Origin of the sequence: Amycolatopsis sp. NPDC051128 (genome assembly GCF_040682715.1) — a bacterium.
Classification (GTDB): Bacteria; Actinomycetota; Actinomycetes; order Mycobacteriales; family Pseudonocardiaceae; genus Amycolatopsis.
On the sequence record NZ_JBFBBN010000006.1, the window covers coordinates 72,996 to 96,415 of the forward strand.

The 23,420-nt window shown below is 68.8% G+C and carries 21 protein-coding genes and 1 pseudogene; 11 read left to right on the top strand and 11 right to left on the bottom strand.

All coding sequences use genetic code 11. The features are described 5' to 3' along the window. Positions 1 to 18 precede the first annotated feature (18 nt). From AB0M82_RS09350 to AB0M82_RS09360, 3 genes are read right to left on the bottom strand one after another with little or no spacing between them, the layout of a single operon-like run. Complete coding sequence (locus AB0M82_RS09350; protein ID WP_364719104.1) at positions 19 to 966, bottom strand: fumarylacetoacetate hydrolase family protein; 948 nt, start codon at positions 964 to 966, stop codon at positions 19 to 21. Then, complete coding sequence (locus AB0M82_RS09355) at positions 966 to 2,510, bottom strand: MFS transporter (protein ID WP_364719106.1); 1,545 nt, start codon at positions 2,508 to 2,510, stop codon at positions 966 to 968. The genes AB0M82_RS09350 and AB0M82_RS09355 overlap by 1 nt, the downstream gene beginning before the upstream one ends. Beyond that, a complete protein-coding gene (locus tag AB0M82_RS09360; RefSeq protein ID WP_364719109.1) occupies positions 2,507 to 3,445 on the bottom strand; it encodes an MBL fold metallo-hydrolase in 939 nt (312 codons plus the stop codon). Before AB0M82_RS09360 ends, AB0M82_RS09355 begins: the two co-directional genes overlap by 4 nt. Before the next feature lie 95 nt (positions 3,446 to 3,540). Here AB0M82_RS09360 and AB0M82_RS09365 point away from each other — a divergent pair, with 95 nt between their 5' ends. The 4 genes from AB0M82_RS09365 (at position 3,541) to AB0M82_RS09380 (ending at position 6,936) form a co-directional block, all read left to right on the top strand. Beyond that, a complete protein-coding gene (locus AB0M82_RS09365) occupies positions 3,541 to 4,140 on the top strand; it encodes a helix-turn-helix domain-containing protein (RefSeq protein WP_364719111.1) in 600 nt (199 codons plus the stop codon). A gap of 290 nt (positions 4,141 to 4,430) precedes the next feature. After that, positions 4,431 to 5,306: a LysR family transcriptional regulator gene (locus AB0M82_RS09370; protein WP_364719472.1), complete on the top strand. Its 876-nt coding sequence runs from the start codon at positions 4,431 to 4,433 to the stop codon at positions 5,304 to 5,306. A 54-nt stretch (positions 5,307 to 5,360) separates the two neighbouring features. Further along, positions 5,361 to 6,173 carry an SDR family oxidoreductase gene (locus tag AB0M82_RS09375; protein WP_364719113.1) on the top strand — a complete coding sequence of 271 codons (813 nt, stop codon included), beginning with the start codon at positions 5,361 to 5,363 and terminating at the stop codon, positions 6,171 to 6,173. 490 nt (positions 6,174 to 6,663) lie between these two features. After that, positions 6,664 to 6,936 carry a hypothetical protein gene (locus AB0M82_RS09380; protein WP_364719115.1) on the top strand — a complete coding sequence of 91 codons (273 nt, stop codon included), beginning with the start codon at positions 6,664 to 6,666 and terminating at the stop codon, positions 6,934 to 6,936. Between the two features lie 121 nt (positions 6,937 to 7,057). Here the strand turns inward: AB0M82_RS09380 and AB0M82_RS09385 are convergent, their stop codons facing one another. Further along, positions 7,058 to 7,900, bottom strand: a complete 843-nt coding sequence (locus tag AB0M82_RS09385; RefSeq protein WP_364719117.1) for a dienelactone hydrolase family protein — start codon at positions 7,898 to 7,900, stop codon at positions 7,058 to 7,060. 74 nt (positions 7,901 to 7,974) lie between these two features. Between AB0M82_RS09385 and AB0M82_RS09390 the strand changes: the two genes are divergently transcribed. Next, positions 7,975 to 9,027 (top strand): helix-turn-helix domain-containing protein, encoded by a 1,053-nt coding sequence (locus AB0M82_RS09390; protein ID WP_364719120.1) that lies wholly within the window; start codon positions 7,975 to 7,977, stop codon positions 9,025 to 9,027. Between the two features lie 231 nt (positions 9,028 to 9,258). Here AB0M82_RS09390 and AB0M82_RS09395 read toward each other — a convergent pair whose 3' ends face one another. Further along, complete coding sequence (locus AB0M82_RS09395) at positions 9,259 to 9,852, bottom strand: PadR family transcriptional regulator (protein WP_364719123.1); 594 nt, start codon at positions 9,850 to 9,852, stop codon at positions 9,259 to 9,261. Between the two features lie 85 nt (positions 9,853 to 9,937). On the opposite strand from AB0M82_RS09395, the gene AB0M82_RS09400 reads away from it, so the two are divergent. From AB0M82_RS09400 to AB0M82_RS09410, 3 genes are all read left to right on the top strand, one after another. Further along, the gene (locus AB0M82_RS09400; RefSeq protein WP_364719126.1) at positions 9,938 to 10,072 is read left to right on the top strand and encodes a hypothetical protein; all 135 of its coding nucleotides are present in this window, start codon (positions 9,938 to 9,940) and stop codon (positions 10,070 to 10,072) included. After that, entirely contained in the window at positions 10,069 to 10,890 is an 822-nt protein-coding gene (locus tag AB0M82_RS09405; RefSeq protein WP_364719129.1) for an SGNH/GDSL hydrolase family protein, read from the top strand. The genes AB0M82_RS09400 and AB0M82_RS09405 overlap by 4 nt, the downstream gene beginning before the upstream one ends. Positions 10,891 to 11,685: 795 nt before the next feature. Next, a complete protein-coding gene (locus tag AB0M82_RS09410) occupies positions 11,686 to 12,561 on the top strand; it encodes a fumarylacetoacetate hydrolase family protein (protein ID WP_364719131.1) in 876 nt (291 codons plus the stop codon). Between the two features lie 36 nt (positions 12,562 to 12,597). Here the strand turns inward: AB0M82_RS09410 and AB0M82_RS09415 are convergent. The 6 genes and pseudogenes from AB0M82_RS09415 to AB0M82_RS09440 all read right to left on the bottom strand — a co-directional run. Continuing rightward, a pseudogene (locus tag AB0M82_RS09415) lies at positions 12,598 to 12,995 on the bottom strand (DDE-type integrase/transposase/recombinase); the annotation flags it as partial. A 474-nt stretch (positions 12,996 to 13,469) separates the two neighbouring features. Further along, the gene (locus AB0M82_RS09420; protein ID WP_364719133.1) at positions 13,470 to 15,299 is read right to left on the bottom strand and encodes a family 43 glycosylhydrolase; all 1,830 of its coding nucleotides are present in this window, start codon (positions 15,297 to 15,299) and stop codon (positions 13,470 to 13,472) included. A 69-nt stretch (positions 15,300 to 15,368) separates the two neighbouring features. Further along, on the bottom strand, positions 15,369 to 16,865 hold the full coding sequence (locus AB0M82_RS09425) for a non-reducing end alpha-L-arabinofuranosidase family hydrolase (RefSeq protein WP_364719136.1): 1,497 nt from the start codon (positions 16,863 to 16,865) through the stop codon (positions 15,369 to 15,371). Positions 16,866 to 17,282: 417 nt separating this feature from the next. Next, on the bottom strand, positions 17,283 to 18,416 hold the full coding sequence (locus AB0M82_RS09430; protein WP_364719139.1) for a hypothetical protein: 1,134 nt from the start codon (positions 18,414 to 18,416) through the stop codon (positions 17,283 to 17,285). Between the two features lie 15 nt (positions 18,417 to 18,431). Continuing rightward, entirely contained in the window at positions 18,432 to 18,632 is a 201-nt protein-coding gene (locus tag AB0M82_RS09435; protein ID WP_364719141.1) for a YbdD/YjiX family protein, read from the bottom strand. Continuing rightward, the gene (locus tag AB0M82_RS09440) at positions 18,629 to 20,734 is read right to left on the bottom strand and encodes a carbon starvation CstA family protein (RefSeq protein WP_364719475.1); all 2,106 of its coding nucleotides are present in this window, start codon (positions 20,732 to 20,734) and stop codon (positions 18,629 to 18,631) included. Before AB0M82_RS09440 ends, AB0M82_RS09435 begins: the two co-directional genes overlap by 4 nt. A 226-nt stretch (positions 20,735 to 20,960) precedes the next feature. Between AB0M82_RS09440 and AB0M82_RS09445 the strand changes: the two genes are divergently transcribed. From AB0M82_RS09445 to AB0M82_RS09455, 3 genes are read left to right on the top strand one after another with little or no spacing between them, the layout of a single operon-like run. Further along, positions 20,961 to 22,520, top strand: coding sequence for a sodium:solute symporter (locus AB0M82_RS09445; protein ID WP_364719143.1), 1,560 nt, complete (start codon positions 20,961 to 20,963; stop codon positions 22,518 to 22,520). Continuing rightward, positions 22,517 to 23,059, top strand: coding sequence for a sigma-70 family RNA polymerase sigma factor (locus tag AB0M82_RS09450; protein WP_364719145.1), 543 nt, complete (start codon positions 22,517 to 22,519; stop codon positions 23,057 to 23,059). Before AB0M82_RS09445 ends, AB0M82_RS09450 begins: the two co-directional genes overlap by 4 nt. Then, positions 23,056 to 23,331: a hypothetical protein gene (locus AB0M82_RS09455; RefSeq protein WP_364719147.1), complete on the top strand. Its 276-nt coding sequence runs from the start codon at positions 23,056 to 23,058 to the stop codon at positions 23,329 to 23,331. Before AB0M82_RS09450 ends, AB0M82_RS09455 begins: the two co-directional genes overlap by 4 nt. Positions 23,332 to 23,420 lie beyond the last annotated feature (89 nt).

Below are 23,420 nucleotides of genomic sequence, written 5' to 3' on the forward strand. Positions count from 1 at the left end.
AGTCACCGGCCTCACAGCTCAAGGTTTGCCGGCTCCTGAGTGGCATCGAGCGCGAGCTCGTGGTATCGCCGTGGGCAGCGGGCCGGGCACCACGGTGTTGGTGATGGCGCCGAGCCCGTCGACGGTCATCGTGATGACGTCGCCGGGTTGCAGGGGCGGTGGATCCTGCCTGCCGCGACGGCCCCAGAGTTCGGCGAGGCAACCGGAGCCGCAGGTGCCTGACCCGAGGACGTCGCCGGGCCGCACCCAGGTGCCGCGAGAGGCGTAGGCCAGCATTTCCTCGAAGGTCCAGGCCATGTTGGCGAGGGTGTCCTGGCCGATATGCCCGCCGTTGCGTGTCACGGTCATGCTCAGGTCCAGGAAGCCGTCGGCGTTCCGGCGGTCCTCGAGCTCGTCGGCGGTGACCAGCCAGGGGCCGAGTGTGGTGGCGCTGTCCTTTCCCTTGGCCGGACCCAGCTTGACCCGCATCTCGTGGGCTTGCAGATCGCGGGCGGACCAGTCGTTGAGGATGGTGTACCCGATGATGTGGTCGCGGGCCTGGTCCGGGGTGAGGTCGTGGCCCGCGCGGCCGACGACGGCGGCGACCTCGAGTTCGAAGTCGAAGGCCTGGCAGCCGGGTGGGATCGGCACGTCGTCGTGCGCGCCGAGCAGCGCGTGGGGATTGGTGAAGTAGAACGCCGGTGCCTGGTACCACTCCGGGGCCACCTCGTCGCCGAAGCCGGCGGCGATGCCTTCGATGTGTTCCTCGAAGGTGATGAAGTCGCGGATCGCCATCGGCTGCAAGGGTGGTAGCAGGCGCACCGAGCCCAGCGGGATCGGACGTTCGTGCCGGGCGCCTGCTTCCGGGAGCCTGCCCTGCTCGATCAGGTCGAGCACGGTGACGCCGTCAGGCAGCGGGTGCAGCTCATCGCCCACCACTACGGCCGCCCTGGACGTGCCGTTCTGGGAGAATGTGGCCAGTCGCATCAGCGTGCCTCCACGGTTCGTCCTTTTCGGATGAAGATCGCGGCCACGATCGCGGCGAACACGCATGCGGCGGCGGAGACTTGGAACCCGATGCCGTAGCCGTTTTCCAGCGCCTGCCTGGCAATCGGACCGACCACAGTGGACGCCTGGCCGAGCGGCGCGGTGGCCACTGCCAGTGGCCCGCCCGCCGCGAACACCGCGTCGACGGCGTGCTGCGCGGCGTCCGGCAGCGGCAGCGTGGCCAGTTCGGGGGCGAGCATGCTCGCCGACTGGCTGAGTGCGATGCTGCCGATCAGGGCCGGCCCGAGGGTTTGGCCGAGGTCGCGCACCACGCTGGTCGTTCCGCTGGCCATCCCGGCCAGCTCGATCGGCACGACGTTGACCGCCGCCGCGGTGATGGCCGAGACCAGCAGCCCGAAACCGAACCCGAGCAACAGCAGGGCGGGCAGCATCGCGAGCAGGGTCGAGGCGGCCACCGGCAGCGCGTCCAGCCACATCCATCCGGCGGCGATCGCGAGCAGGCCGGCGACCAGCATGATCCGTGGGCCGACCCGGCGCAGCAGCCGCACCAGCAGCGGCCAGACGAACGGGGTGACGCCCTGGATCACCAGGAATGGCACGGCCGCCTGCAGCGGCGTCTGGTGGGCGATGACGCCGAGCCGGATGCTCAGCGCATAGGCGCCACCGAGGAAGCCGAACATCCCGGCCACGGCGACCACCGCCGCCCCCGCGAACGCCGGTATGCGGAACAGGTCCAGCCTGAGCATCGGTCGCTCGGTACGGTTCTCGACGACGACGAACGCGGCCAGTAGCGCGGCGGCCAGCACGAACGCCGTGACCACGACCGTCGAGCCCCAGCCGCGTCCCGGCCCCTCGATCACGCCGAACAGCAGCGCCAGCAGCGCCCCGGCGATGGTGATCTGGCCGGGCCAGTCCAGCGATCGCCCCTCGGGCGCGCTCGAGTCGGTTGTCAGCAGCACGGTGAGCACTGCGCTGACCGCGGCGAGCACCGCGACCGCGCCGAACGCCCAGTAGAACGAGCCGAACTCGACGGCGCCACCGGCCAGCGGCGGCGCGACCAGCGCGCCGCCGGACAGCGCGGTGGTCCACGCCGCCAGCCCCTTCGCGCGATCAGCGGGCCGGGGCGTGGACGCGGTGATGATCGCCAACGAGGACGGGAACAGCGCCGCGGCGCCGATCCCGCAGAGCGCCTGCCCGGTCCACAGCTGCTGGACCGGGCCGCCCGCCGCCGAGATCAGGTAGCCGGCCAGCATCAGCAGCGATCCGATGACCAGCATCTTCTTGCGGCCATAGCGGTCGCCGAACACGCCGAAGGTGAGGCTGAACATCGCGATCGGCACCAGGAACGCGTCGCTGACCCAGGTCAGCTGCGAGCCGGACAGATGCAGTGTCTGCTGGATGACGCCGTTGACGGCGGCAGGCAGCACGAGTCCGGTCTGCGCCAGGAACACAGCGACGCAGCCGGCGATCAGGGTGCCCGCGGACAGGCGGCTGGGGGTCTTCTCCACGACATCGGGGATCACAGCAGGTCCTCCAGGAATTCGCCCAGACACGCGAACACGGCGGGGCCGTCGAGCGCCGGGGTCTCGGGATCGAGCTCGCGGTAGACCGCGTGCACGTTGACAATCAGGCGTTCCCGCTCCGGTAGGGCGGCGTAGCCGCCGAGGTCGATGTCGTGCGCCGCCTCGGTGAAGGTCATGCCTTTCGCGTGCCGCAGTGCGGCCTCCTCCTGCACGAACCGCAGGTACGCCGACTGCGCACGCACGGCCGCGGTCGTGGTGACCGGGCCGTGGCCGGGAACGATCGTGGTCGCGCCGAGTTCGGCGATCAGGTCGCACGCCCGCAGCCAGTTGGCGATCGGGCCGTGCCACACGATCGGGGTGCCACCGGCGAACACGATGTCGCCGGTGTAGACGACGCCGGCGGCGGGCACGTGAACGATCGTGTCACCCGCCGTGTGCGCCGGCCCCACGTCGGTCAACTGCACTTCGACTCCACCGACGCGCAGGTTCAGCTCCCGCTCGAACGTGGTCTCGGGAAGGGCGGGGGTCACCTCGCCGAAGTGGAAGGCACCGAAGATCCGGCGAGCGACGACACCGGCCGGACCGGGATGGGCAAGCAGGGCGCGCACCTCCGCGGGCCCGACCGCCCGCATGTCCTCGACGGTCGCCGCCGATGCGATGAGCCGGCTGCCGGCCAGCAGCTGGTTGCCGAACCAGTGGTCCCCGTTGCCGTGCGTGTTGACCACGGTGCTGATCGGCGCGTCGGCGGTCACCGGCGCCAGCCCGGCCAGCATGCGGCCGGTCAGGCGCAGGTCGAACAGGGTGTCCACCAGCAGCGACTCGCCGCGACCCGAGACCAGCCCGGCATTGCTCAAACCCCAGCCACCATCCGGCTGCAGCCACGCATGGCAGCCGCCGGCCAGGTCGGCGTGTCCGGCGGTGAAGGTGGGAGCCATGGCGATCCGTTCCTAGATCCAAGTACAACTTTGGACTTACGTCTAAGATTGGATCCGAAGATGGCCGCGTGTCAAGGGGCGTGTTTACTGGGGGCATGCCAGCGGCACCTACCCGGCGGGAGCGCAAGCGCAAGAACGTCGGCGACCGGCTCTACGAGGCCGCACTCGCGCTGTTCGTGGACAAGGGCTTCGATGCCACGACGATGGACGAGATCGCCGAACGTGCCGACGTCGCCCGCGCAACGGTGTTCAACCACTATCCGCAGAAGGCGGCCTTCCTCGAGGAATGGGGTCGACGGCGCCGGGCCCGGGTCGCCGAGATCCTCGTCGGCGAGCACGTCCAGGACCTGCCCGGCCCTGAGCAGCTCCGGCACTATCTGCGCGAGATGGCCGAGCTGAACACCGGCGCCCGCCGCGAGACCGCCGCCCTGTTGGACGCGTCCCTGCGCTTCGGCAGTCCCCTTCGCGGCCCGGCACTGGAGGTCGAGCTGACCGACGTGATCCGGCGCGGCCAGGACCGCGGCGAACTGTGTCCCGACGCCGACCCAGCCCTCGCCGGCCAGGTTCTCGCCGCCGGCTACTTCGCCACCGTCCTGCGCTGGGCCGGCGACGAGCACCCGTTCGACCTCACCCGGCGACTCGAAGACCTGGCCAACCTCGTGCTAGGCGGACTGCTCCCACGCAGCACGATCTGAGGTCCCACACATCTGGGACTCTTAGCTGACTGTCTCAGGGAGAGTCGACGCCCTCACGCCGCAGCAACCACCGGTTCGCGCGACAGCCGCCGCGACCAGGATTCCGGCCAGGGTCCGCAGCAGCTTTCTCGGCTGGCGGCCGTCGCGCCGGCGCCGCCCGGTACGTCTCGTATCTCGCCGCGCCGGGCGAGCGGGACCCGTGGCTACTTTCTCCAGCTCATCCGCACGCCGCCATACCGGAACGGCATGGCGGAGTAGCCTGCGAACATGCTCCCGACCTGGATCTGCGACTGGTCCGGTACTTCCTGGTGGTCGCCGAGCAGCTGAACTTCGCCCGCGCGGCCGAACAGCTGCGGGTCGCCCAGCCGTCCCTGAGCCGCCAGATCCAGCGGCTGGAAAACGCAGTCGGAGTACGCCTCTTGGAACGCACCAGCCAGGGCAGCCGGCTCACCGCCGCCGGCGCAGCGTTCCTGCCCCGAGCGCAGCAACTGGTGCACAACGCCGAGCAGGCCGTGCTCACCGCGCGCGCCGCGGCGCCGGCCCGCACCATCACCGTCGGGTACGCCGACGATCTGGTCATCACCCCCGCCGTCCGCGACCTGCGAAACCGCCATCCCGGCGCCCACGTCCGCACCCGTCATCTCAGCTCGCGGGAGGCGGGTGCACTGGTGGACCGGCAGATCGACGCTCTGGTCATCCGCGCACCACTGCCGATACCCGAAGACGACCTCGCCGTGACCGCGCTCTACACCGAGCCTCTGGTCGCCCTGGTGTCGACCGCCCACCGCTTCGCGGGCAAGGAGTCCATCAACGTTGCGGACGTCCGGTCGGAACCGCTCGTCGGCTGCACCGGCATGGGCGAGGACTGGACCGGCTTTTGGCGCCTCGAACCCCGCGAAAGCAATGATCCGGCCCCATTGGGACCCACCCTCGCCGAGACCTACGACGACAAACTCGAAGCCATCGCCGAAGGCACTGCCATCGCGGTCGTCCCCGCCGATGACCGGCGCTTCACCCTGCGTCCCGACCTGGTCGCCGTTCCCATCGACGGGGCCGAGCCGAGCCAGGTCGTCGTCGCCGGCCGTGCCGTGGAGACCAACCCGCTCGTCGCGGAGTTCGTCCGTTCCGCGCAGAAGCTGCTCGTCCGCGATACCGCTCGTGCATGACCAGGTGCGAAACAGGTCTTGGACCCGCGCGCCGGCCGCCGGTTCCCTGGTGGCATGACCGTTGACTACCGCGCCCAGACCGTGCTGCTCACGGGAGCGAGCTCCGGTATCGGAGCCGCGTTCGCCCGGACACTGGCCGCCCGCGGCGCGAACCTCGTGCTCGTCGCCCGCCGCGCCGCGCGGCTGACCTCGCTGGCGGAGGAACTCCGCCGCGCCACCGACGCCCGCATCGACGTGATCCCGACGGACCTCGCCCGGCCCGATGCCGCCGACGAACTGCACCACGCGGTCACCGAGCAGGGCCTCCACGTCACCGGCCTGATCAACAACGCCGCGTCCGGATCGTTCGCCCCATTCCTCGAATCCGAACCCAGCCGCCTCTCCGCCGAGATCGCCGTGGGCGCCCTGGCACCGGTACGGCTGACGGCCGCCTTCCTCCCCGGCATGGTGAACGGCCGCCACGGATTCGTCATCAACCTCGCCAGCGTGTCCGCCTACCTGCCTTCGCCCCGGATGGCGGTCTACGGCGCTACGAAAGCGTTTTCCCTCAGCTTCACCGAGTCACTGTGGGCCGAGCTGCGCGGCACCGGTGTCACCGTGTTCGCCGTCTGCCCCGGCGCCACCGCCACCGACTTCACCTCGGGCATGGGCCCGGACGCGGCCGTGCTGACCACCGGAAAACTCCGCACACCCGACGACGTCGTCACCACCGCACTGAACCACCTGCACAGCCGCAACCCGGGCCCCGTCGTCGTCGACGGCCACACGAACCGCCTCGGCGTGCTCGCGAGCCGGCTCCTGAGCCGCCGGCGAGCTGCCCTGACGATGACGCGTGTCTTCGATCCCCGTCGCGTAACCGTCCGGTAGCTCTGTGCACGAAGGAGTTGGGGCATGCTCACCGGGGAGCGCGCCGGAATCCGGCCGCAAAGCCTCGGCGAGGAAGCGACACGAGTTTGAGGCTGATCATGGTGACATCGTCGTGAGACAACCGAGAAGCCGCAGGTGAGAGAAGATCGCCATGTCATTGGTGGCGAGACCCTACACGGCGGCGCCGCGGCGGGCGCCGCGCGGGCCGGACGCTACCTCGACGTCCCGCTGTGGCCGTGGACCCGGCCACGTCCGGGCCACATCTACCTGCTCGATGCCCGGCGGGCCACTGGCTGCGACCCGGCCGGCTTCAGGAGACCCCGAACCAGGACTACAGCACGAGCGAGCTGGTGTGCTTGTGGACCCGGCTCGAGCGTGACCGTTGACCACGATGAAGGGCGGCGGGCACAGCCCCGGCACCGGCAGCGGACTTCCGGTCCGCCCCGCAGGTGCACACGCGAGGTGCCTGAATCCCAGGCACCACCTGGCGGTGAGCGGACAAACCGTCAGCTACGACCACTCCGACCAGCGCGGCGTCATCACCCGAGTCGACGTCAATCCGTCATATCGGCTTCGCCGATTCAGAACTGTGCTGGTCCTCGCTGCGCTCAACCACCGCCCTAGCTACCGCTGGGCCACCACCGACATCGGCACGTCGGCCACCGCGCGCGCATTCTGGTCGGCGCAGCACCTGCCCGAGAACATGCGGCTCGGCAATCGCGTCTACTGCTCGCACATGAAACGAGTGCAAGGAATCGCCTGAGGGGCAACGGCTTTCCGTCGCCTCCAAGAGCGCTTCGATCCCGCCGGATGGACAACGGACGTCTCTTCGAGCGGGCGCCTACTCGGGAGTTATGGGGTGAAGCGCGCGGACGGAGAGTGTGTCAATGCGTTTCATGCCCCCTCGGATCGTGGCCGAGCCGTTCGGCAAGGAAGGCCAGGATCTCGTCTCTGGCGCGCAGTGTGGGGTGTCCCTGCTGGTCGACGAGGTGGGCTGTGACGACGCTGTGGGGACAGCCGACGACATCACGGAAGAAGGGGGGTGGCTCGGGGTTGGCCGTCTCGCCCGGGATGACGCGTCCATCGAACGCGTCGCCCAGGAGCGCCTGGTAGGCGGCGAACCGCTGACCGGTGCACCACCGGTCGTTGTCGAAACGGTAGGCGAGCACCTTCAGCCCGTCACGCTCGATGCGCTCGCGCACCATCGCGGCGTCCTCGTCGCTGATCTCCAGTCCGGCGGGGTCGTCCAGTGGCAGCGAGGGATGGTTGACCACAGGCGCGATGACGGCCGGTTCGAGTGTCATGGTGAGCGCGAAGTTGCCGGTGAAACACAGCCCGATCGCTCCCACACCAGGCCCGCCGCACTCGGCCAGCGCCGTCCTGGCCAACCCTCGAAGCCAGGCCGTGATCGGGCTTGTGCCGCCACCGGCGAACGCGCGGAACTCGGCGCTGACGCAAGCACGGCGGACGACCTTCTCCCCGTCGGCGGTGGTGGGGAAGACGCCGTCGACACCGAACAGCGACGGAAGATAGACCGTGAATCCCGCGTCTCGAATCCAGCGTGCCAAGCGGACGACGTCCGGGCTGATGCCGGGCATCTCGGGCATCAGCACGACAGCCGGCCCGGACCCGCCGACGTAGACGGTCTTGCTGACACCTCCGGTGTCGACAAGCCGCGTCGAGAAGTCCGCGAGGGCGTCGTCCGCTTGCGGTTCAGTGATCGCCATAGCGGCATCGTCGAGCGGGAGTGCCTGGTTCGGCCAGTGGCGAGATCGCCACATTTCCGGGTAATCTCGCCACCGTGGTTGCCCCGCTTCGTGTCGGTGTGCTCGCCTATCCAGGATGCTTCGCGTCGGAGGTCTTCGGGATTCCCGACCTCCTCACGATGGCCTCGCACATCGCCGCAGCCAAGGCGACCAGGGATCCGCTGTACGACGTGTCGATCCTGTCGCCGCGGCGGCGCGTGGTCGCCTCCGGTGGCGCGGCGATCACGGTCGTGCCGGTGCGGCAGGTCGATGTTCTCGTCGTACCCGGGTTCGAGCTGTGCCCCGGACTCGACCTGGACGCGACGCTCACGTCGCTCAGGCCGGAGATCGAAACCATCAGATCCAGCTCGCGATCGGGAGTCGCGCTGGTGTCGATCTGTGTCGGCGCGTTCCTGCTGGCGGATGCCGGCCTGCTCGACGGGCGAGAGTCGACGACCTCGTGGCTGTTCGCCGACCGGCTGGCAGACCGTTGCCCCGGCACCGATGTCAGACCGGAGAAACTCGTGGTCACCGACAGCGGGGTGACCACGACAGGCGCGTTCAGCGCGATGTACGACTTCGCCCTCGGCCTCATCCGCGAGCACAACGGCAGCCGCGTCGCCCGCGCCACCGCGCGTGTCGCGCTCGTCGATGATGCGCGGGCGAGCCAGGCTCCGTACGTCGACGCGGAGCTGTTGCCGGCCACCGGCAGCCAGTTCTCGCAAGGCGTCAAACGCTGGCTGGACCAGAACATGCGCGAGCGCTACGACCTCGGGCTGCTCTCCGCGACGTTCCGCGTCAGCACACGAACCCTCCTGCGGCGGTTTCGCGGCGAGACCGGCCAGACTCCGCTCGGATACCTGCAGGCGGCACGGGTGCGCAGGGCGAAACACCTGCTCGAGACCACCGAGCGGACAGTCGCCGGCATCGCCGCCGATGTCGGCTATCGCGATCCCGGTACGTTCAGCGCCATCTTCACCCGCCTGGCCGGGCACCGGCCGCAGGACTACCGCGCGACGTTCCGGGGAAGCGCGAACTCACCTGCTGACGAACCGAACCACAACGTCCACCCATCGGCATCACCAGACATTCGATTGGCATCGCCATGATCGGTCCACCGGGCAGAACTGAAACATGTTCTCTTGGTGAATTACCTGCTGTCGGTGGTCCCATGACTGCCGACCTGGTGGTCCCGCGATGGTGGCAAACGGCACGTCGTGCGTCCTCGACTCCTGCCGTCGCTCGAACGTCCTCTGCTGCCGATGAGCGTTGCGACGTCCGGCACAGCGGTGTGGGCTCACCCAGCCACAGCAGTTAGAAACAGATGCTGGTCGACAGCGCTACCGGGATTGATCCGAGGTAGGCGCCGGATCACCGTTCCGAGTTGCCCGATCACGCAGGAGTGCGGCCGCCTGGACGGACCAGTCGTGGTGTTCCTGCTCGAACCGCCGACCGCGCAGGCATGTCAGGTAGGGCCCGATCGGAGACCCTTGGCGCAGGTAGGTCTCCTCGTCGAGATCCCCGCGGTAACGTCGCAGGATCTTGTCGAGGATCTCCACCTTGGCCGCGGCTGCCGCGGCTCGTTGATCCAGTTGCGCGATCACCGGTGCCGCGTCGACGTGGTCGACGGCTTGGACCTTGACCAGCAGGTCGTCACGGATGAACGACGGCTTGCTCACGGCGGCGGCGAAGCGCGCCAGTTCGGCGAGGCCGGCGTCGGTGACCATGAACAGCCGCTTGGTGGGACGGGTTTGCTGGACCACCTCCCGGCCGCTGATCAACCCGTCGCTCTCGAGCTTGGACAGCTCCAGGTAGAGCTGTTGCGGCCGGGCGTACCAGAAGTTGGCGACACCCACGTCGAACGCCTTGGTCAACTCGTAGCCGCTGTACTCGCCGGACAACAACGCCGCGAGCACGGCATGCCGCAGGCTCATCGGCGCATCTCCTCGTCGTCGACATGGGGGCAAGCTCATGATACCCATGGTTATGATTAGTCATCATTCTGACTAGGAGGACGACGTGCCAGTCACTGAACAGGTCCGCACCGCGGTGCGGGACAGCGATCTCGCCATCCGGTTCCACGACACCGCGGGAACCAGCACCGCGGCACGTGCCGGCCTGGTCGTCGACGGCTTGGCCCTGGCCAACCGATGAGGTCGCAGGAGAACGGTGTCCCGGAACCCGTTCGGAGCGGCAAGTACCTGCGCTACGTCGCCTTGGGCGACAGCCAAACGGAAGGCGTCGGTGACGGTGACGACATCGTGGGCCTTCGGGGATGGGCTGACCGGCTCGCCGAACACCTCGCCATCGACAATCCCGATCTCCAGTACGCCAACCTCGCCGTCCGTGGCCGCCGCGCGGACGAAGTCCGGTCCGAGCAACTGGAGCCGGCTCTTGCACTGCGTCCCGACGTGGCCACCGTTGTCGCCGGAGTCAACGATCTGCTCCGGCTTCGAGTCGAAACCGCCACGGTGGTCGATCACCTGGAAGCGATGTTCGCCGCGCTCACCGACTCCGGAGCCCGCGTGGCGACCCTGACCTTTCCCGACCTCACCAGGATCATCCCCCTCGCCCGACCGGTTCGCTCCCGCATCCTCGACATCAACGACCGGATCCGTGCCGCAGCCGCCCGCCACGGCGTCGCCGTCGCCGAGATCGCCCGACACCCCTCCGTCGCCGACCGCCGGTTCTGGAGCGAAGATCGGCTGCACTGCAGCCCCCTGGGACATCAACTGATCGCCGACGCGGTCGCGCACGCCCTGCAGCTGCCGGGCAGCAACGATTCCTGGAATGAGTCTCCACCACCGTTGCCCATCCCACCGTCAACTCAATGGCGCGCCACCGCTGAACTGCGTTGGGCAGCTACCTTTCTCGGTCCTTGGCTCGGCAGGCGCCTGCGCGGCCAGTCTTCCGGCGACCAGCGCACGGCCAAACACCCTCAACTCCACCGCATCGAGGGACCGCGGAGCTGAGTTGGTTGGTCGAGCCGTCGACTCCGCCGAGGCACAAGCTCGGAGACCGGTCGGGGGGACGTGGAGGACACCCAGCCAGGCGTGGTAATCGCTGTGGCCAAGCCGACCCAACGATCAGGTGCATTTCACGCTGACGGCCTCGCGCGACGGAGCAGCTTGCTTGAGATTCACCTTGCTCACCACGAAGAAGCCTCCGACCAGAGCAAGACCGGACACCTCCGAACTAGACTGCGAATCTCTTCGACTATCGGCGGACGCCCTGTCCGGTGCGGGTAGGTCCACTTCTTTCTGACCAAACGGCGATGCCAGGCCAGGAGTGTCGCTGGCGTGACGATGCGGCATATCTCCTGAGCGGGCTTGGTAGCAGCCTGGCGAGGGCGGACAGGATCGCCCGGTCTGGCCAGGTAGGACGGGGTCTGCCGGCCTGGCGACGCAGCACGGCGACCTCGTGCCGTAACACCAGCACCTCGGCAATCAACACGATCCTGCTGCCGGCGAGCAGCATCAGCCATCCGAGCACCCGGACTGTGATCAAGTACAAGAGACGGAACGCCACAGGAGTGATCATGCCGGGGTGCCGCTCGTGACACTCCAGCCGCGACGCTGTGATCACCTGCACCACAACACCATGATCGACCATCGACCATCGACCCAGCCAGCTCAACACCGAGTTGCGATACAACCCTTAGCCGGGCTCATTCGCAGGGGTCAACGGCACGCGCCGTCGCTCGGCCACACGCATTGACCGCCACGCTCCGCACTCCGTAGGTTCGGGACCGAACGAGGAGGTCCGGGATGAGCCACCTAGTGCGATTCGCCGACGGAACCGGCAGTGTCCGCGTCGGCCTGCTCACCGATGAGCAGTTGCGGCCGCTCCCGGTGGCGTCGATGAGTGACCTGCTACGCCACTCCGTCGCGGAGATCCGCGAGCTGGCCGAGGCCGCCGGGGAGCCCGTGACCACGGCCGGAGTGCGCCTGCTGCCGCCGCTGGACGGCCGAATGGAGGTGTGGGCCGCCGGGGTGACCTACCTGCGGTCCGAGGAGGCCCGCCGCGAGGAGAGCGCCGACGAGGACGTCTACGCGCGGGTGTACCGCGCGGAGCGGCCCGAGTTGTTCTTCAAGTCGGCCGCGTGGCGCGTGGTCACCGACGGCGAGCCAATCGCCATCCGCGCCGATTCCGCCAACAACGTGCCGGAGCCGGAACTCGGCCTGCTGCTGACCGGTGCCGGAGAGATCGCCGGGTACGTGGTGGTCGACGACGTCAGCTCCCGCAGCATCGAAGGCGAGAACCCCTTGTACCTCCCGCAGGCCAAGATCTACACCGGTTCGTGCGCGGTGTCGGCACGGGTGCGACCGGCGTGGGAAGTGCCGGACCCATTGTCCCTCGACCTCCGCATGCGCATCCTGCGCGACGGTCACGAGGTGTTCGCCGGCGAAGCCAGTACCGCCCAGCTGAACCGCGAACCGGCCGGACTGGTCGAGTACCTGTGGCGGGACAACGACTTCCCCGACGGCGCCGTGCTCTCGACGGGCACGTCCGTCGTGCCGGGGCTCGACCAAGGGCTGCGGCCGGGAGACGTGGTCGAGATCGAGATCGGCGAGGTCGGATCGCTGCGCTCCCCCGTGGTGCTGGGCGCGGACGAGGTGCGCCGGGTGCTCGCCGCGCGCTGAGGACTGCGCGTCGCGCAGCGTGTCGCGCCAGAGGCGTGAGCGGTAGCAGGACCCGTTGTCGGTCAGCACCCGCGCGACGGTGATCCCGGCATCGGCAAAGAACGCCTGCGCGCGGTCCAGAACGCGACCGCGGTCTCCTTGGTCTCATCCGGCAGGATCTCGGCGTAGGCCAGGCGGGAGTGGTCGTCCACGGCGTTGTGCAGGTAGCTGTAGCCGAGGTTGGCGCGGCCGCCGACCGTGCGGAGTCGGGCGGGGTCGCGGTGGGTGGCACTGTTGCGGCCACCAACGGCTGGCCGTGCACTCTGTGGTCGCCGCCGTCGGGGATGTTGCCCAGCTTCTTTGATGTCCACGTGCACCAGACCTCCGGGTGCCGGGTGTTCGTAGCGGCGGACCGCCCGGCCGGTGGCGCCGTCGAGGTGGGCTAGGCGGGCCAGCCGGTCGGGGGTCAGGGGTACGTTAGCGTGGGTCATCCCTCACACCAAGATCATCCGATCACGTGCCGCCCTGTACCCAACCTCCATGGCCAATACAACTACCGAGGGGTCGACTCGCGGATCTGGGTCGTGGCCGAGCCCGATCTGGGCGTTTCACGGCTTGCTCGGTCAAGACGCCGAAGCTGGAGTCCGCCTCGATCCCCTCCGGGATTTCCGTCTTCGGTCAGCCACGTGCGGTGGGTGTGCCGTCCTTCGTGGACGGTGAACGGACCGGCGTACTGGTGCTTGGTCCGGACAAGGCAGCGACCAGCTCGGCAACACCCCCGGCGGCCTTGCCGAGGTCGTCGGCGATCCGGAACACCGCTGCCGAAACTGCTGCTCGCCCAGTGGCGTATATCGGCTACCCCGGCCGGCAAAGGGCCCTGGACAGGGTCGGGCGCCGGGTTGCCGACCCGGGCCCGACCCTGTGGTGGTTCAGCTCTTGCCGGCCAGGCGCCACACCTGGTTCTTCTTGGTGGCCAGGGCACTGGCGGAGTCACAGGTCCACTGGTGGACCAGTGCTCCGACGGCGGTGGAGATCCCGCTGACGTCCACGCACTTGCCGCTGTGCACCGCGACGAGCTGGTAGTCGTTGGCGGCGACCTGCCGCAGCGTGAACTGCTGGTTCGTGCCGCCGTGGCAGGTCCACTGCTGGACCGCCGCGCCGTCGGCGGTGGAGAAGCCGCTGACGTCGAGGCACTTGCCGCTGGAGCGGTTCACCAGAGAGTAGGTATCCGCCACCCCTGGCACCGGGCGGAAGTCGAACCGCTGTTCCTCACCGGTGCCGCAGGTGTACTGCCGGTACTGAGTGCCGTCGGCGGTGCTCTGGTTGGGGTCGTCCAGGCAGTACCCGCTGTGCTGGGCGACGGCGTTTGACGAGAAGGTGGTCTGGCCGTTGGTGAACTGCCACCAGTTCATATTGAACAGGAACCCGCTGCCACCGGCGAAGCGCAGGTACAGATCGTGGGTCCCGGTCGCACCGGTGACAGGGCACGAGACCGTGCTCCAGGTCTGCCAGCCTCCGGTGCCCGGCACAGTGCATGTCCCGACCGTCGGCCCGGTAGCACTGTCCAGGTGCAGCTCGACTTGGCCGCCGCTGGTGTTCGAGGCCACCCTGGTGGTGAACGAGCTGGCACCGGCGCCGAATGCCGCGCCCTTGACCTTGAGGTAATCGCCGTTTTCAATCCAGCTGATGTTCATCCCGCCCTCGCTGGAGGGTTCGGTTTCGATGCCGCTCCCCCACGCGATGGTCTCGGCTTCCTGGCGGACATAAGGATTGAGCGTGCCGTTCTGCGGCGCCCCGGCCGTCGTCATGTTGATCGTCGGAATGGTGCCGTCGGCGTTGTAGCTGAACTTCTCCACCGCGGCCGACCGGGTGAAGCCACCCCCGCCCGGCAGAGCGCCGTTGTGGTAGAAGAAGTACGAGCCGCCGTTGAAGTCGACGAGGCCGACGTGGTTGGTGAAGCTGTTGCCCTGCGCGGGCATGATGGTGCCACGATACGTCCACGGTCCGGTCGGGCCGGGCGAGGTGGAGTAGGCGATGAACTCAGCGCAGCACTTCGCCGCGTACACCATGTAGTACAGGCCGTTTCGCTTGTAGAACCACGGGCCTTCCTCGTACAGGGTGGGCCGGCTCGCATCTCCCGTGCGGGTGCCGAACCCAGCGGTGGTCAGCGGTATCTGCGTCGGGCTGCCGGAGTACGAGATCATGTCGGCGTTGAGCCGCACATACCACAGGTTCGGGTTGCCGTAATACAGGTAGGCTTGTCCGTCGTCGTCGATGAAGACGGTGGGGTCGATTTCGGAGTTCTGGATCAGTGGCCCGCCGAGCGCGTCGCGGAACGGCCCGGTGGGGCTGTCCGAGACCGCGACTCCGATGGCCTGCGATCCGTTGGTCATGCGCACCGGCACATACCAGTAGAACTTGCCGTTGCGGTAGACGGCCTGTCCCGCCCAGGCGTCCGCGCTGGCCCAACTGAAGGTCGCCAGGCTGAGCGGTGAGCCGTGGTCGGTCCAGTTGACCATGTCGGCGGAGGACCACACCCGCCAGTCCTTCATCACGTAGGAGGTGGAGCCGTCCTCGTCGTGCCCGGTGTACAGGTAGACCCGGCCGTTGTAGACCAGCGGTGCCGGGTCGGCGGTGTAGATGTGTTGCACGATCGGGTTGTCTGCCTGGGCCACGGCCGGAAGAAATGCCGTCATACATAGCAGGCTTATCGTCAACGCGAGGACGCGTTTCGACGACCGTCGAAGGGTGAATGTCACTGTTCGAGTCCCTTGTTCGGTTGGGATGTGAAGGGGTTGCGTCGGCGGAGGTCGCCAGAAGCCGAACCTCTAGCGCTGCAGTGTCAGCAAACCCGGCCGGTACGGCAGGATGCCGTAGTCCATGCCGTCGGTGCTGGGGTCGCGCCCCTGGTAGAGGAACTGGAGGTTGCACGGGTCGATGGTCTTGGTCTGGTCGGGGTTGGTACGGACCAGATCGCCGTGGCTGATGTCGTTGGTCCAGGTGGCCCCGCTGTTGGCCTTGCCGGCGAAGGGGTTGCTCTGGGTGTCGGCCTGCGGTGTCCACGTGCCGTCCAGGCTGGTGGCCGTGAACGAGCGGAAGAAGCGGCCGCGGTAGTCCTGCGCCTCGACGAGCATGAGGTACTGGTTCTGGTCCTTGACCTTGTAGACCTCGACCGCCTCGAACAGGTTGGCCGGCGTGTCGCTCATGATCTTCGTGTAGCTCGTGCCGAAGCTGCCCGGGAAGTTGCCGATGGGCATGCTGGCGCGGTAGATGCTGCCGCGGTCGTCGGCGAAGAACAGGTACATGTTCTTGTCGTCGGCGATGAGGGTCTGGTCGATGGGGGCTCCGGGGGCGGGAAGGGTGCCCGCGAACAGCTGCTGCTGCGCGGACCAGCCGTTGGGGTTGGTGGGGTCGCTCGAGGTGCGGTAGGAGAAAGGATCTGGCCAACCCCACTGGTAGGCGAGCACCCAGATGTTCTTCGGGGCGAAGTAGAACAGCGTCGGCGCGATGGCACCGAAGGACATTTTGTTCTGGGTGGCCGACGCCATGTCGGACCAGTTCGTGAAGGGGCTGAAGGCCGTCGATTCCCAGTGCCCCTGGTCACCGGCGATGGTGTCGTGCGTCGTGGCATAGACGACGTGCTTGCCGTTGTAGACGACGTTGGTGAAGTCCTTGAGCGAGACCCACCCCGCGCTCGGGGTGGCCAGCGGGCCGGTCGATGACCAGTGGTACGTCGACGGCAACGTGCATGCGCCGCTGCCCCCGTCGACGCGGACGAGTTGCCACTGCTGGTTGCTGCCGCCCCAGTCGCTGTACTGCACGACGCCGGCGCCGTCGTTGGTCGCCGCGTTCTGGACCTCGACCGCCTTGTTGCTGTTGCGGTTGATCAGCCGCACGTAACCGCTGTCGGAGTCGGCCAGCCGGAACTGCTGGTTGGCAGCGTTGCCGTCGGTCCACTGATGGATGGCGGCACCATCGGCTGTCGACCAGCTGGACACGTCGATCACCTTGCCCGAGTGCCGCGCCTTGACCCGGTAGTAACCGCCACCGGAATCCACGAACTGGAACTGCTGGTTGTTCGCGTTGGTGCGGCTCCACTGAACGACGTTACCGCCGTCGGCGGTGGAGAAGTTGTAGACGTCGAGAGCCTTGCCGCTGTTCCGGTTCACCAGGACGTACCAGGCGGTCGTGTCCACAGTGGCGGCCGACGCCGGCGTCGTGGCCACCGTGAGCAACCCACCCGCGACCATCATGACCACCGCGGCGGCCAACCCCGACCGCCACCGGCGACCCCACCTCGCGGTCCGCGCTGACCCAACCGACATGAGCATCTGTCCTTTCAGGAGGGGTCCGCATCGGTGCGGAACCCGGCGACACCTGCGCAGGGAAACAGTCCAAATGGCGAAGTGTTAGCGCTAACATTTTTGGGGGCGATCCGTGCGGGAACATGAGGGGGTATAGGTGTCAGGTAGCCAACGGCGGTGTGACCGAACGCACCATTGGACTCTGAACGATGAAATCGGTCACGTCAAGATGTAACGGGAAGGTTTTCGTAGGAAGTCCCTCATGAGACGCAGGGGATCACCGAGGCGGCAGGCGCGTCCGGCGGTGCGGGCCGCGACGTGGAGCAGCCGGTAGCGCGGCCTTCGGCTCGGCGGTGGCCAGTTCGCCTTCGAGGAGCGGTGCCGGGTCCAGGCGATCAGGTCGACGCCGGTCAGCGCGAGTTCGAACGGTGGGTGTGCCTACCTTCGTGGAAGGTGAACGTCGACAGAATCGACGGCCTCCGCTCCCCCGAACGACTCGAAGCTCTCCTGCGCCACCGCATCCTCCTCCGACAACCCACCACCGGAAGCCCGCCAGAGCCGATCACGGGAAAGACCCCGCCCTGCCGATCGGAAAGCCCGCGGCGCGATCTCATGCGGACGCTTGATCGTGCCGGGGCGAGGTTGGCGGTAGGCCTGTTCCCGCCAGTAGGTGTAGGCGTCGACCGGATACCGCGTCAAGTTCCACGGATAGCGGGTCATGTGGCCGCCGAGCCGCCGGAAGATCGGCGCGGCGTCGGTGGTTCGGCGGGTTCGGGTGAGGACGAAGGCGAGGATGTTGAGGTCGGCGACCGCCGCGGCGTGTGACGGGGTGCCGGCGTGGAACAAGCCGGCGATCGCGTGGTCGAGTTCGTCGGCGATGTCTTCTTCGTGCCAGCGCAGACGGGCGCCGAGGACACCGGCGTCGCCGCGGTGGGCGTTCCAAGCGAATTGCTCGACGCGGCCGGCGAGCGGCAGGATCGCGAGGGGAGACGAGTTTCGGCCACATGTCCTCGCGAAGTCGGTCATCGCGAGCAGGGAACCGTGCCGGCGGGGCGAGAGGTAACGGAGGAACTCGTGGTGGGCGGCCCGGTTTCCCGGGTCCCGTGCCACCACCTCGTGCCAGATCGGGCGGACGTGCCGTTCGGCCGAGCCGAGGGCACACCGGACGGAAAGGAGGGCCAGCCACGGTGTGGGGTCCTCGGGCCAGGCTTCGGCGGCCTGCCGGCAGGACCGGCCCGCGGCTGCCTCCGACGTTCGTCCGGTGGTGATGGTGTGCCAGGCGTCGAGGCCGGCCCGGACCACGAGCGCGTCGGGATCACGCGGGCGGTCGGCGCACCAGCGTTCGGTGGTGGCGGGCGGCAGGGCCGCGGCCAGGACCGAGACCCGGTGTGCCCGGCGGTCCCAGTCCGGCCCGGTGGCACGGAGGAGGCGGGCGGCAGGCTGCCACAGGGCGCGGCCGTGATCGGCGCCGAGCCCGTGCAGCTGCCGCCCCGGGCGGACCTGGGCCAGTGTCCGGTGCAGTGCTTCGTCGTCGAGTTCCGGTCGGATGAGGACGGTACCGCGTCGTGGCATCGAAGCCTCCCGGGTTCAGCAGCAGCGATCGATGGGGCGGTGATCCCGGCGCCGCGACCGCGCGAGTTCGTACGCACGGCGCGTCGGGACGGGCTGGTCCGGATGGAGCTGCCGCAGGCGCGCGCAATGGCGGGCGAACTCCGCGTCCCCGGTGAGCTCCCCGACGTACCAGCGCACCAGGTGCAGCGCGCGGGCCACCGCGGCACGGATCCTCATTTCCGGCCACCGGTGAGCGCGGGCTCCCCGACGTCGATCAGCGACTCGACGTAAGGGGCCTCGCTCGAGGGCGGCGTCCGGCGGGAGCGCACCGAACGGACGCAGACGACCGCGGCGTTGGCGACCACGATGACGACCAGCAGCAGGAAGACCGAAACGAGCACACCGTCCACAATGGAGTTCGTGAGCACCGCGTGCATGTCGGCCGCGCTCTTGGCCGGCGGCAGGATCCGGCCGGAGCCGAGGGCGGCGTCGTAGCGGGCGTGCTGGGCGAAGAAGCCGATCTGGGGGTTGCTCGAGAAGATCTTCTCGAGGCTGGCGGTGAAGGTGACGGCGACGGTCCAGGCCAGCGGGATCCCGGTCACCCAGGCCCAGCGGAGCCGCCCCGACTTCACGAGGACGGTGGTGGTGACCGCCAGTGCGATGACGGCGAGCAGCTGGTTGGCGATGCCGAAGAGCGGGAAGAGCTGGTTGATCCCGCCGAGCGGGTCGGTGGCGCCCACGTAGAGGAAGTAGCCCCAGGCGGCCACGACCAGGGCGCTGGTGAGCCAGATGCCCGGCTTCCAGGTCACCCGGCCGATCGGCTTCCAGACGTTGCCCAGCATGTCCTGCAGCATGAACCGGCCGACCCGGGTGCCCGCGTCGACGGTGGTGAGGATGAACAACGCCTCGAACATGATCGCGAAGTGGTACCAGAAAGCCTTCGCCGAGGCGCTGCCGAAGAGTCCGGAAAGGATCTCCGACATTCCGACCGCCAGGGTCGGCGCGCCACCGGTGCGGGCGACGAGGCTGTGCTCCCCCACCGCGTCCGCCGCCGCGCTCAGCTGGTCGGGCGTGATGGCGAACCCCAGGTCCGTGACGGCACGGGCGGCGGAGCCCGCCGTGGAACCGAGCAGCCCGGCGGGGGCGTTCATCGCGTAGTACAGCCCCGGGTCGAGGGCGCAGGCCGCGATCAACGCCATGATCGCCACGAACGACTCCATCAGCATCGCGCCGTAGCCGATCATCCGGACCTGGGATTCCTTCTGGATCAGCTTCGGGGTGGTCCCCGACGACACCAGGGCGTGGAAGCCGGACAACGCACCACACGCGATGGTGATGAACAGGAACGGGAAGAGGGTTCCGGCGAACACCGGACCCGTCCCGGAGGACGCGAACCGGGTCACCGCGCCGCTCTGCAGGACCGGCCCGACGACCAGCACACCGACCGCGAGCAGGGCGATCGTGCCGATCTTCATGAACGTGGACAGGTAGTCGCGGGGCGCGAGCAGCGCCCACACCGGCAGCACCGAGGCGACGAAGCCGTAGCCGGCCAGGCCGAGCACGAGGGTGGTCGGGCTCCAGGTGAACGCCGCCGCGAGCGCGGAGTGCTCGACCCAGCCGCCGCCCGCGATGGCCAGCAGGAGCAGGACCACGCCGAGCACGCTGGCCTCCAGCACACGCCCCGGTCGCAGGAACCGGAGGTAGCACCCCATCACCAGCGCGATCGGGATGGTCATGACGACGGAGAAGGTGCCCCACGGCGAGTGCGCCAGTGCGTTGACCACGACCAGGGCCAGCACCGCCAGCAGGATGATCATGATGGCGAAGACGGCGAGCAGGGCGGCCGCGCCGCCCACCTTGCCGATCTCGTCCCGGGCCATCTGCCCCAGGCTCTTGCCGTCGCGCCGCAGGGAGAGGAAGAGCACGACCATGTCCTGGACCGCACCCGCGAAGATCACGCCGGCGACGATCCAGATCGTCCCCGGAAGGAAGCCCATCTGGGCCGCCAGCACCGGGCCGACCAGCGGCCCGGCACCGGCGATCGCGGCGAAGTGGTGACCGAGCAGGATGCGCCGGTCGGTCGGCTGGTAGTCGACGCCGTCCTCCAGCCGCTCCGCCGGGGTGGCCCGCCGGTCGTCGACCTTCAGCACCCGCCGTGCGATGAACCGCGAATAGAAGCGGTACGCGATGAGGTAGGAGCCCAGGGCGGCCAGCAGGAGCCAGATGGCCGAGACCCGTTCCCCGCGGGAGAGGGCGAGAACACCCCACCCCACCGCGCCCACCAGTGCCACGGCGGTCCAGAGCAGGACCGACCGCGGCCGGATCCCCGACGAGGGCATGACAAATCTTGACAAGGTCGACTCCTCAAGCCGGCAGGAAGGAACGGGCGGGCCGGGAAGTGGCCTCGCCTTGTGGTCCACGTTGTGCAAGAGTTGCCGGTCCCCGGATTCGGTTGACACCGCATGGCCGGTGAGAATCCACCGGAAAATTCCGCGGGCGCTTGTCCTCCGAACACGGCGGTACGGCAACTGGAAGACAAGAGCGGCGCGCCAAGGACGGTGACCGATGTCCGGAGACCTCATGACGACGACTCTCGCCGTCATCGGCGTGGCGTCACTCCTCGCCGTCACCGCACGCCGGTTCCATGCCACCGGGAACCTGCCCACGCTGGAGGGCTGGGCACTGGCCGACCGGGGCCTCGGCCCGCTCTGGACCTGGTTCCTGCTCGGCAGCACGATCTTCACGGCCTACACGTTCATCGCGGTGCCCGGGCTGGTGTCCGCCACCGGGGCGCCGGCCTTCTTCCCGCTGCCGTACACCGTGATCATCTGCCCGCTGGCCTTCCTGCTCCTTCCGCGACTGTGGTCGGTGGCTCGCGACCACGGTTACGTCACCGTCGCGGACTTCGTGCGCGGCCGGTACGGATCGCCGACCCTGGCGCTGGTGGTGGCGCTGACGGGCATCCTCGCCACCATGCCGTACCTCGCTCTCCAGGTGGTCGGCATCCGCGCGGTCCTCGTCGCGGCCGGGATACCCGCCCGGACCGCCGCCGGGGACCTGGTGATGGTCGTGCTCTTCGCCGGCCTGGCGGTCGCGACGTACCGCCGTGGCTTGCGCGCCCCCACGGTCATCTCGGCCTTCAAGACCCTGGCCGTCTTCTGCTCGGCGATCGCCGTCCTCGGCTACGTCCTGGTGCGGGTGGGCGGCCTCGGCACGATCTTCGCCGCGGCGTCCACGCGCCTGGCCGAGCAGCACCCGGCAGGGAGTGGGGCTCTCCTGCTCACATCCGCCCAGCAACCCGCGTTCGCCACCCTCGCGCTCGGCTCGGCGCTCGCCCTGTTCATGTATCCCCATGTGCTCACGGTGGGCTTCGCCGCCACCGGCCGCGACACCCTGCGCCGGGCCTCGGTCGCACTGCCCGCCTGGACCGCGATCCTCGCGGTGTTCGCGTTCTTCGGCATCGCCGCACTCGCCGCGGGCGTGCACACTCCGCCCGGCCGCGGCGAGGCCACCGTGCCCCTGCTGGTGCTGCACGTCATGCCGGCACCGGTGGCCGGGCTCGTCTTCGGCGCCCTCATCGTCGGCGGGCTCGTCCCGGCCGCCGTCATGTCGATATCGGCCGCGACGTCCTTCGTCCGCAATGTGTACGTCGAGTACTTCCACCCCACCGCCACGCCCAAGCGCCAGGTGCGCATCGCGAAAGCCGTTTCCCTCACCGCGAAGGTCGGCGCCATCGCGTTCGTCTTCGGACTTCGCGACCAGGACGCCATCAACCTCCAGCTGCTCGGCGGGGTGTGGATCCTGCAGATATTCCCGGCCGTGGTCGTCGGCCTGTTCACCCGCCGGCTCCACCATCGGGCGTTACTGGCGGGATGGGCGACCGGGATGGCCGGTGGCACGTATTCCGTGGTGCACGCCGGGTTCTCGCCGGTCGTTTCCGTCGGTCCGCCAGGTCACGCGATCGGGCTCTACGCCGGTATCGTCGCGCTGGTCCTCAACCTGGTGGTCACCATCGCGGCGACCGCGGTGCTCGAACGGCTGGGCACCCCGCGCGCGCCGGACACCACCACGCTTCCCGCCCGCATGACCACGAAGAACTCCCCTGAGAGCGGAGCGAACCGATGAGACGGACCGAGCCCCGGCCGCAGCCGGCCCTGACCGCGACCGACGGCGACGTGGACCGCGAGGCGGGAGTGGCCCGGCTCTTCGACCTGCACTACCCGTCGATGCTGCGGCTCGCCGCCCTGCTCGGCGCCGACGATCCCGAGAACGTCGTGGCCGAGGCGTACTACCAGATCTACCGGAAGTGGCGGAAGATGCGTGATCCCGGTTCCGCGGAGGCCTACCTGCGATCCACCATCTGCAACCTCACCCGGATGCGGATCCGGCACCTTCAGGTCGTCCGCCGGAACATCGAGGCATTGCTCCCCGAATCCGTGGCCTCGCCCGAAGACTCCGTGCTCCTGCACGACGATCAACGAGCACTGGTCGGTATCCTGCGAGAACTGCCTGCCCGGCAACGGGAAGCCCTCGTCCTGCGGTACTGGCAGGGTCTGAAGGAAGCCGAGATCGCGGCCGCGATGGGCATCTCGCCGGGGTCGGTCAAGACCCATGCCGCGCGCGGGATGGCCGCCCTGACCCAGCGAATGGAGGCCCGACGATGAACACCGTCCCCGACGACATGGAACGCCGCCTCCGCGAAACGCTCGACACCCTCGCCAGCGGCGTCCACCCCGCTCGCGATGCCTACCGCACCGCCCGCGGCGACTGGCTGCGCCGCGAACGAAGGCGCCGCATCGTGCTGGCCCTGCTGGTAGCGGTCGTGTTCACGGTCGCCGTGCTCATCGGGCTCTGGGTCCTCAACCAGGCCCCCGCGGGTACCGGCGCCATCTTCACGGAGCCGACCAGCTCTCCGTACCCGGCAGGTCACGGCTAAGTGGCTCGGCATGCCGTTGACTGACCCCGGGCTGTACGCCCAGCATGTGCCCCTGAGGGTAGCCGTTCGACCTGCCCTGTGACCGATGT